This window comes from Burkholderia sp. BCC1996 (assembly GCF_905339955.1).
GTDB lineage: Bacteria > Pseudomonadota > Gammaproteobacteria > Burkholderiales > Burkholderiaceae > Burkholderia.
This window is the reverse complement of sequence record NZ_CAJPHM010000057.1, coordinates 1-9,730: the sequence shown is the minus strand read 5'-3', so window position 1 is coordinate 9,730 and position 9,730 is coordinate 1. Positions and strand designations below refer to the sequence as shown.

Sequence of the window (9,730 nt, the reverse complement as noted above, 5' to 3'; positions counted from 1 at the left end):
AAAATCAGAGACTCAGCGTCAGTTAGCCTGACGACAGCAACGATTCGATCTGCCACAAGCGCTCGCAGAAAGTCGTACTCGCCATTTTTACGGCTTCTCTCGTGTTCCAGTTCTCCTGCGACGATTTCCGGAACGAGAATGTCGTACGGGATGGTCGAGAGGATTCTTTCACCATATTTGCATGCGTGAAGGTTAATAAGTACGCTGGTGTCGAGAACCCATTGGTTCACGATGTCAATCCGGGAGCTTGAGCAGTTCATCCGTATCCCTTTCCTCAAGCTCGATTTGATCAATAATGCCACGTACCTCCACTCGGCCTAACTTCAGTAGCTCCGCCAGTTGTCCTTCCGACATCAATTCGCGCTTCCAGGCGGCATGTGCCATCAGGCTCAGGCGGTGGGAGATGGGGCGGTCGGCATCGCCTTTCACAGGATCTTGGCGTTCAGTCATTTCGCCGAGAACCTCCCGAGCGTGCTCATCGGTGATGCCGCCATTGTTTTCGAACCATAGCCACGTACCTTTCTTTGCAAGTCCTAATTCTTCGAGCCGGAGACAGCACGCCTGTCGCGATATGTTGTACTGTTGGGCGAGGAGAATTATTAGACGCCTGGTCGTCTTGCCGGTAATTTGCTTCAATTGGCTGAAACTTTCCGAGAAACTCTCCGCCGGCGTCAGGAAGGCACGGCCAAAAGCATTGGCGTAGCGTTCGTCACGCGACAGGAATTTCTCATCTTCTTCGAGCACCTCCGGAGTCTGACGCGTGCCATAAAAGTGACCGAGCTCATGCGCCGCGGACTGGATGCGCCTGGGTAGTGGATGACTAGCATTGAGAAGAATACAGGCTCCAATGTTTTCATCGTAACTAAAGAGGCCCGCAATCTTCGAATTGGAAGCAAGGCGACGCTGATACAAGCGTATGCCGAGATCCAGTTCGATTACCGAAAAAATATCGGCGATCGGTCCCGGGCCAAGACCAAGCCAGTCGCGCAATTCCTTTGCATGCTTTTCGGCGAGTGCCGTGACGTCGCCCTCATTGAGGCCGCGCTCCGGTGGGTAATTTCGTCGGCGCCGGATGCCGAGTATGTTCTCCATTTCAGCATCCGCCTTAATCAAGTCGTTGAATAGCCGAATGGCCTCAGCGGTTTGCGCGTCCTCTGTCTCACGCAATTTGCGAAAGCGAGGCACTAGGTCCACGTGGACGGCTTCCCGGCGGAGCAGGGCGTTCACCGATACGCCGTAGTGACGGCCGAGCAATTGGATTTCCTGAATACGCACGCGTCGTACGCCCTTCTCGATGGATACAAGAGTGGGGCGGGAAACGCCGATGATTTGGGCTGCATCTTCTTGCCGAATGGCTGCGTTCTCTCGTGCTATTCGCAGGCGACGTCCAATTTCTTGTGCAGTCAGCTCATTTAGATCAGCCATAGCGTCCTCCATCCATCCAGTTATTCAGGAAGCTTTGTTGCCCTTGAGCGGACAGAAATGCTCGCCATTCTTTGGCATGTGATGCCAACATCAACTTCAGCTTTTTCAAAGTTTCCTCATAGGTTTCCCCGGTCGCGATCGCGATTTGCGAAGCGTACGCGCGAAGACCGTCATCGGGTCGAGCGGCCATGTCCGCAAGATGCTGCAGATGGCGCACACCGACGCTTCCATATTCGATCATGATGTCTCTATCGGCCTTCTGAGGGATGACAGACAAAGCATCTTCCACATCGGAGGCGGCGAGATCGAACACAATATAGGTGTCGCGCGCCTCGGTGACTCCGGCTGCATGCAGACTCAAGCGCCTCAGCAGGCAGGCAGCGCACAGGCCACACTGCTTCTTCTCACCTACATTAACTACTCGGCGTGTTTGCCAACAGGATCGTGTATTCGTCAGATGCTTTTTAGACTTTTCAGGTATGTGCAAGAATGCGCTTAGTGTTTGGCCTTTTGTGAACCAAAGGCGTGGTTGCTCAAAACTGACCTGGTAGTTTTGCAATGCCCTGATGAACTGCTCCATCTTTCGAAAGAACGTCGGATGGTTGCGATAGTCAGGGTAAACGTTGTACAACGGAAGCAGCACCGGTCCAAGCGCTCCCTGTCCGCTCTCCGGAACGACAATTCGAGTCACGTTTGAGAGCTGCGCGGCAATCGCTGTTACCGCCGCGAATTGAAATCCGCGTGAGCGGAAGCTACTCTCGCTGCCACGGTATTCCTTGGTCTCGAAGGGAATCTGAGTGAAGTAGCTATCGCCGTCCTTGGGCCGCTGGTAATTTTTAGCGACCCGGATACAAAGGGCCTCGTCCCTTGCGCCGCTCAAGGCCGATACTGCGCGCGAGTCCAAACCATTGCTGTAGGCAACAGCAAAGGTCTTGGTCTTACCAAAGTCCAAAGGTATCTGTCGCGAGCCGATAGGCGACGGCGCCTTCGTTTTCACAAAAGTGAATTGCCACGTGTCGCCGGTCAGATGGTTCAAGACGCCCTGGAGGCTGTTCAGAACCTCCGGCTGCTGCCAACTCTTGGGCGCGGCAACGGGAAGAGTCACATGTAAGATGCGCCGCCAGCTCAGCGGCCGCTTCCAGCGTCGATCAGCGAACTCCACGGCGGCACAAAGAAGCAGCATATCGTAGTGAGTTGGCTTGCACCCCTCGACATCGAAGCTATCGAGAGCTGACGGATCAAAGCGGATGTGCTGGCCGATTTCCGCGATTTCGGCATCCTCCGGGACGGCGCGACCGCGCTTCTGCCCATTCTCGAGGACAACCAGACGCTTTTCCGATCTAGCTGGTTTTTTGATGCTAGTGCTCATTCTTCGGGGCCCTCATCTACGCCGCTTTTCTTATGGAGCGCTTCGCCAAATGCGCGCTTGTTGCCGGAGGCCAAAGCAGCGCAGAGCTCATCAGGCTTGATGGCAGAAAAGGTTTCGTGGTTTCGCTCAAGGCCCTTGCGATAATCCTCACGCTTCATGTCTCCAAGATCGCGGGCGCGAATGCAGTGTTCGTCGAGCCGATTCTTGGTGGTGCCAATCCATTCTCTCGCCGTGTGCCCCAGCGCTTGATCAAGTGCTTGCTCCGGTGAAATCTGATCCCTGAGATGGGCGATCAGATGCCTGTTCAGAGACTCGGACAGAAACGACCTGGGGTGGCGATCAAAGATCGTCTCGATCGCTGCCGCCGGGTCCAGATCCATTTGGGGACGCTGGGCATGCGCTCTGAGTTCGGCGAAAAGGGGATGGAAGGTCTTCATGTCTACGTCGCGAATCATGCTGTGGCAAGCCTGTGCCATGCGTTCTTCAGCGCTCGTGGCGTCGCTAACCAGCTTTTGGCCGTATACCTTCCAACGACTAGTCAATGCGACATTTCTGAATGGTCCGTCAGACATAGCGCCCTCCCATGTCAGCAATGTACGATCTGGATCTGACAATGTCAACATAATCATAAAATAATCTGACATTGTGCCCCGCCGAGGTCACGGGCGGAAGAAATCGCTGACGATCGGCCTTAGCGGTGGAGAAGGCGAGTCTCGCTGGGTCAGCAAGAACCGCTGGATGAGCGACGTGCCGTTAGCGAAGTCGGATTCGAGGTCGGTAAGTCTGGCGAGGTTGTCGAATTGACAGCATCTTGGACAATGGAGGTGCAGGTCGACTTGGCGTTCTATGTTTGGGAGCGATCGATCGGGAAGGGATAGAGCTTGGATACGCAAACAGTCCGATGGAAGACGAACATCGAAGTGGTGGCTCTTCTGAACGCTGGTGGTGCTGTGACCGGTGGGTCCGCGCAGATGAGATGTAGACATTGAAAGAGGAGCCGGCCAGTATGAGATCAACGTCAGCGAGGCGCAGCCCGGATATCGTCGTAATGTCCACGCATCTTGCGGCGCTCGCTCCCGCTAGCGCGCTACGTCATGTAGCGGCAGGAAGACGTATCGCGCTCTGCCAGGGGGGGCACGTCGATTGGCGACTGGGAGCATTGGTCTTGGTGAGGGTGGTTCAGTCGGATCCGACACTTGTTCCCGCTTTACTTGAACCGCACTACCATGGATTGGCGGAGGCGCTTTCGCAGCCTAGCCCGTCTTTCTACGATGAAGGCCTATTGTTTCTACGCCTCCTCGTGCAGGTCGAGCCTGGTGGGTCAACTCGGGTGCTGGATCAAATCGATGTTGAGAAAGCCCAAATTGGCTGGCGCAACGCGATTCGCGGTCGTGAGAACAATCGCGAGCCTGGCGCAAAGGCGCAAGCGCGGCAGGTTGCTTCTTTGCTGATCCAGCAGGCGCTCGATCGCAGTGACGCTGTCGGCGAGCTTGCGCGTCAACTACGGCGTGACTTTCCTAGTCAGTCCGTACCCTTAGCGAAAACTGTGGAGCCGATTGACTTAACTGAGCCGATAGAGTGAGCACGCCGACGATGGCTTGGGGCAATGGTGGAGGCGCCATGATGCTGTGCATGCGACGCCCCCATTGATATCATGTCGAACGATTGACACTGACTGGCCATAAGCTCTAGAGGGCGGTTGTGCCGAGGCGAGCGAGCAAGCGCGTTTTCTGTATCCTATGAGTTGAGAAAACGGCAAAGCTGATTGAGCTGGCGACGGATGTGGCCCGCCTGCTGACAGATCCGATGGAACGATAAGGTTTTTTGGGTTCCTTAGCTGATATCTATCGGCTAAGGATTTCTATGACGATGAAAAATGACGAAGGCGGGGCCAACCCGTCCTACCAGGGCTACGACTACCAGAAGTTGGTAACGGTCTGGGTGGCGTTGCGGCTGATGTTCGGGCCGGGCGCCGCCACGGATCAGGTCGTGGTCGAGCCGGCTTCGCACGACGACGTCAAGGCGCTCCTAGCAGTGTCGGAAGAGGCGGCCGAGGCCAGCCTCAAGATCGCCGCCAGCGGCGAGTTGCATGTCCAAATCAAGTTCAAGGGCGCCGGCGCCTGGAGCGCCAAGGACTTTGCGGGCGTGGTCAATGACAAGACGGCCAAGGGGACCAAGGGCCCTAAGCCGCGGCCTCGTGCCAAGGCTTTGCTGCTGGCCGACATCAACCGTCGCTATGTCTTCATCACCAACTCCAGCGTCGACAGTGCTTTGGCCCAGGGTCGGGTCAAGTATCCTGAACAGAATCCCGACGCCGCTTTCATCCCTGCGAACCTCAATCTTACGCCGCCGGAGCGGCAAAGCCTCGCCGGCCGTTTCTCCTTGATCGAGGGCATGACCTACGAGGAGACGAGGCGGCAGATCGGCAAGATCCTCAGTGCGACGCTGCATGTCCCTACCCAGGCGGTCGACGCCTGCATCGACCGCCTGAAACGGGCGGTCGAAGACCGCTTTCTCGCGGTCCCCGACCCCCTGCGCAAGGCGGACATCGAAAAGATTGCCGAGGGCTTCGGCGGCGTGCCGCATGCCAACCCGCAGCTCGCCCGTTACGTCACCCCCGCCAACCTTCCCGTCGCCGAATCGCGCCTGACCCAGTTCGGTGCAGTGCTGCTGATCGGCCCGTCGGGCTATGGCAAGAGCCTGACCGCCGACAAACTGGCCTTCGACCGCCGCCAGTCTGATCCGCCCTATAAAGTGGTCCGCGAGAGCGTGGGCTTGCCGGCGATCGAGGAGGCGTTCGCCACCCCCGGCCGGGTGCTGTTCCACCTGGAGGACCCCTGGGGCCAGTCCGGCCTAAAGAGGGGCGAGGCCGAGGACTGGTCCAAACGGATCAGCGCCCTCATCCACCAGCGCGTCCCCGACAAGCAGTTCGTCATCACCTCGCGGAGCGAGATCTATCGCGCGGCCCTCAGCGCATCGCCGCCGCCGGTGTGGGCCGACCGCGCCGTCGTCATAGACGACGAAGCCTATGACGAGGCCGCGCGCCGGGCGATCTTGCATGGCCCCTTTGCCGGGACTGGCGCATGGCGCCAGGACCTCGCGCGCCAGCACGAAGCGCGCCTGCTTAGCGCGTTGAAGTCGCCGTTCGAGCTGAACGCCTTCGCGCGCGAACTGATCGCAGTCCCGAAACCCTCTGAAGCAGACGTCGAACGGCTGGTGGACCGGGCGCTCAGCGACAGCCGGCTGCAGGTGGTCCGTGACCAGATCGGCGGCTTCGGCGACCCAGGCGTCCGCGGCGCGGCCGTGCTCTGGGCGCTGCTGCGCTATTCCCGCAGTCTGCCGCCTGGCCAGCTCGCCCGGCTTCGCCGTGCGGTCGATCGCGAAGGCAAGATCGAGATCGGGCTCGACGACCTGGCCGAGCGTCTGGGTCAGACCCAACTGACCAAGGACGGCGACGGCGCCTACGCCGCCCATGCCAAGGTCGTCGAAGCCATGGAGCAGCTGGCCCGCGAGCAGCCTCGCGCGGCTGAAGGCGCGCTGAACGCCTCCGCGCGGGCGGCCCTCATGCTCGCCGGGCAGGATCTTAACTGGCTAGATGTGGTCGAACGCCTCGTGACCGGAGCGCGGGCGCTCAAGGACGATGGTGTCGAACTCGACGAGGCCGTCGTAGCTGCCTTCGATGGCTTTCTGATTGACGGCCTGACCAAGGCCGTCGGCCATGCCAACGCCTTCCGCAGGGCCTGGCGCGCGGCCGATCGCCGGCTCAGCCCGGAGTCGCCGATCGGCTGGCTTGTCGACTGGCTCGAGCACGGCGCGCCCAAGGAGAAAGGCGGCTTCGCCGCCATCGGCTGGCGACCGCCCAAGGTCTCCAAGGCCGACCGCGACGCCGTCATCGCCGCCGATCCCGGTCTGTGCATCCTCAAGGGGTTCATCGCTCACCAGCTGCCCTGGACTTCCACCAACTATGATGCCGATGATCTGCTGCCGTGGCTGAAGCCGTTCGGGGGGGATTTCACCAAGGCCTTCCTGACCGCCGGCAAGGTGGTAGCCGACGCGGCCGACTACGTAATGAGCGCCGATGCGATCTCGGAATGCGCCCTGGCGGGTCCTGAGCCGGCGTATGAGGCGGTGTGGGACCAGATCGTAAAAATGCAGGCGACCGTCGACGCCGCCTTGACCCAGTCGAGCGTGGACCGCCGCCAAGCCTGGCAGGGCGAACTCGATTTTGCAGCGGGTCTCCACATCCAGGAGCGTGTCGAGGAGGAGGGGCCTTCGGCCGAGCACTTCGCCAAGGGCTACGTCAAGGCGCGACGTCGCCAGCAAGGCCACGACTGGATCGCGGGGCATCCCAGGCCGGATATCATCCTGCCGCTGTGGGCCGATGCAATGCGCTACAGCCTGCCTAAGGTCACGGCTGCCGAGCTCGACGCCTTCTTCGAGGCCGCGGGGGAGGACGACCGCCTTCAGGCCGCAGGGCTGGGCGTCATCGCCGACAGGCGCCTCGAGTTCGGACGAGACCGCGTTTCGAACGCGCTGATTGGCGGCGGGCCCAAGGCGATCGACGCCGCCGTCCGGGCCCTGTCATTCCTGGAAGGCGGCGGGGAGGGCAAATCGAGCAAGCTGTCGGCCCAGACTATCCTGCTGGACCTTTTGCCAATGTTGTCGCCGGTTCGCGCCGCCCTGCTAGCGCCGGAGATTGCCGACCTCGAACACGGGAAGGAGAAGGCTACGCTCGCGCAGCGCATCCTGGCCGCCAGTCCGCCCGATGGCGCGGCCGCCGTGCACCTCGTGCTTTCGCGCGCGCTCGGGGCTGACGATGCCACCCTCCTGCAATGCTTCCGAGAACTCCCGCCGGGTCAGGCGCAAAGCCTGCTGGCGGAAGGCCCACGCGGCCTGGCGCGTCTTCTGCTCCTGATCTCAGCGGCCGAAGGCCAGGATGTCCTGGCCCTGGCCGAACAGTGGGCCGGATCCGAGGATGAGGACGACGCCCAGGCGGCCGTCCGGGCCTTGGCCAAATTCGGCGGCCCTACGGCCCGAAGCGCGATCGTTAAGGCGCTCGGTCACCCGCACTACCAAGTTCGCCGCACCGTCGTGGAGGCCTTGGCCCCGAAGGCCGACGAGGGTGAAAAGGCGGCGCTTCTGAACTTGGCCACGGACAAGAGCGCGCCGGTCCGCGCAGCCCTGGCCGTCGTCATCGGCGAGCAAGGCTGGACGGACGAGCTCGACACCCTCTTAACGCTTCTCGGCGACCGTCGAAACTATGCGCGGCATCCCGAATATCAGAAGCGGGAAGAACCCGAGTATCACGTCGCCCGCGCCGCCGCGGCCGCGCTCGGCAGGTTCGACACCCTGCCGGCGAAAGCCCTCGACCAGATCATGGCCTTCCTCGCCCGAAAGGACGGCGAGGCCATTGATATCGTGCTGCACGCGGACCTGCTCAACCTCCTGACCTATCCGGACCATCCGCCGGCCTGGGAGGCGATTGAACACGGCCTCAGCGACGACCACGTCGTCGGCGACAACGAGGAAAACCTTTATCCTGTGCGCTACGCGGCGGGATGGGCCGTCGTACATCGGATCAGCCGGCATCCCTTCGAGCACAATCTCGTGCCGTGGGCAGCGATCAAGGCGGCGGCGGACCACATCGATCCGCAGCTGGCCGCGCCGCTGCTGCTGGCACTCGGCGCGCAATTGGCCGTCGACTGCGACGCCGGAACCCTGGAGGCCCTTCGCGGCGCCAATACCTCCGACGCCCGCGTGGCGCTCGCCCTGTCGATGATCGACGACCACGGGGCAGCACGGGAACTGGCGATCAAACACGGCCTCCTGGCGACGGGCCACCCCTTCCTCGACGACAGCGACGACGTCTCGACGGACGACGCCCAACTCCCCCGCTGGCCGCTCTCCTCATGCGGTCGCGCCTGGCTTTCGTCTCTGCAGGATGGCGCCGACGTTGAGTCGACTCTGCTGTGGGTGATGGCTAGGCGAACGGGCCAGCCCCTGATCGACGACGAATTCGACCCACGGCCGCTCCGGCGAAAGAAGGCCGTGCCGATCATGACCTTCGCGGAGATGTTCGGGATGGAGTGACGACCGCAGGAAAGCCCAAGCTGCGACGGCAAAGCGGCAGCGCGACGTGGGCCTGACGCCGCTGATCGAGCCATGCGTCGATGTCGTTCAGATCCCAAACAACGCACGTACAGAGTGAGCACGCTGACGATGACTGGAGGCAACGATGAAGGCGAGCCATGATGCTGTGCATGCGACGCCCCCTTGATATCATGTCTACTGATTGACGATGGGCTCGCCAGAGTCGCCGCCCCGCAAATTGCTCCATCTCCCGCGCCAGCAAAAGGTTTGCGGCCATGACGGTAAAAGCGACGGTAAAGGCCCATGTCGATCATCGCAATTCCCTTTAACCACGCGGGTTTGCGAGACCTGTTGATGATGGAGTGGGATGTATTCGGCGATAGTCCGGACAATTTGCTCGGGATTGTGTCGTTGGAACTCGATGTTCTCGTGGCGGCGCGACGCGTCCGTGACTCCCTTGCTTTTCGATTCTCCTTACCATAAAGTAAGGAATAAGGGGGTATCGTTATGACTACGGCAACCATCACGTCAAAGGGTCAGGTCACAATTCCGGTAGACGTAAGAAATCAACTTGGCTTGGAGCCCGGTGACCGGATTGAATTCAGCTTCAACGAGGCGACAGGCCGGTATGAGGTCTATCCGGCAACGCGCTCGCTCGTGGCGCTCAAGGGCGTTGTGAAGAAGCCAGCGAAACCGGTGTCGATTGATGACATGAATCGGGCCATCGCTGAGCAGGGGGCGTCGGCGCGATGATCGGACTGGATACAAACGTGCTGGTCCGCTACTTCGCGCAAGACGACGAGGTTCAGTCGAAGAAGGCGACGCTACTGATGGAGTCCCTGTCGC

7 protein-coding genes and 2 pseudogenes are annotated in these 9,730 nt (G+C 60.6%); 4 read left to right on the top strand and 5 right to left on the bottom strand.

The window, feature by feature from the left end; translation table 11 throughout:
* The 5 genes and pseudogenes from U4Z64_RS36920 to U4Z64_RS36900 form a co-directional block, all read right to left on the bottom strand.
* Positions 1 to 230: pseudogene (locus U4Z64_RS36920) on the bottom strand (DNA-binding protein); the annotation flags it as partial.
* A 4-nt stretch (positions 231 to 234) separates the two neighbouring features.
* Positions 235 to 1,425: an XRE family transcriptional regulator gene (locus tag U4Z64_RS36915; protein WP_321822641.1), complete on the bottom strand. Its 1,191-nt coding sequence runs from the start codon at positions 1,423 to 1,425 to the stop codon at positions 235 to 237.
* Positions 1,418 to 2,794, bottom strand: coding sequence for a 7-cyano-7-deazaguanine synthase (locus U4Z64_RS36910; protein ID WP_321822640.1), 1,377 nt, complete (start codon positions 2,792 to 2,794; stop codon positions 1,418 to 1,420). Before U4Z64_RS36910 ends, U4Z64_RS36915 begins: the two co-directional genes overlap by 8 nt.
* Positions 2,791 to 3,231, bottom strand: coding sequence for a hypothetical protein (locus U4Z64_RS36905; RefSeq protein WP_321822639.1), 441 nt, complete (start codon positions 3,229 to 3,231; stop codon positions 2,791 to 2,793). The genes U4Z64_RS36910 and U4Z64_RS36905 overlap by 4 nt, the downstream gene beginning before the upstream one ends.
* A gap of 884 nt (positions 3,232 to 4,115) precedes the next feature.
* A complete protein-coding gene (locus U4Z64_RS36900; protein WP_321822638.1) occupies positions 4,116 to 4,295 on the bottom strand; it encodes a hypothetical protein in 180 nt (59 codons plus the stop codon).
* A gap of 368 nt (positions 4,296 to 4,663) precedes the next feature.
* Here U4Z64_RS36900 and U4Z64_RS36895 point away from each other — a divergent pair, with 368 nt between their 5' ends.
* The 4 genes and pseudogenes from U4Z64_RS36895 to U4Z64_RS36880 all read left to right on the top strand — a co-directional run.
* On the top strand, positions 4,664 to 8,884 hold the full coding sequence (locus U4Z64_RS36895; protein WP_321822637.1) for a HEAT repeat domain-containing protein: 4,221 nt from the start codon (positions 4,664 to 4,666) through the stop codon (positions 8,882 to 8,884).
* 303 nt (positions 8,885 to 9,187) lie between these two features.
* On the top strand, positions 9,188 to 9,367 hold the full coding sequence (locus U4Z64_RS36890; protein ID WP_321822636.1) for a hypothetical protein: 180 nt from the start codon (positions 9,188 to 9,190) through the stop codon (positions 9,365 to 9,367).
* 24 nt (positions 9,368 to 9,391) lie between these two features.
* Complete coding sequence (locus tag U4Z64_RS36885) at positions 9,392 to 9,637, top strand: AbrB/MazE/SpoVT family DNA-binding domain-containing protein (protein ID WP_321822635.1); 246 nt, start codon at positions 9,392 to 9,394, stop codon at positions 9,635 to 9,637.
* Positions 9,634 to 9,730: pseudogene (locus tag U4Z64_RS36880) on the top strand (VapC toxin family PIN domain ribonuclease); the annotation flags it as partial. The gene U4Z64_RS36885 and the pseudogene U4Z64_RS36880, both read left to right, overlap by 4 nt.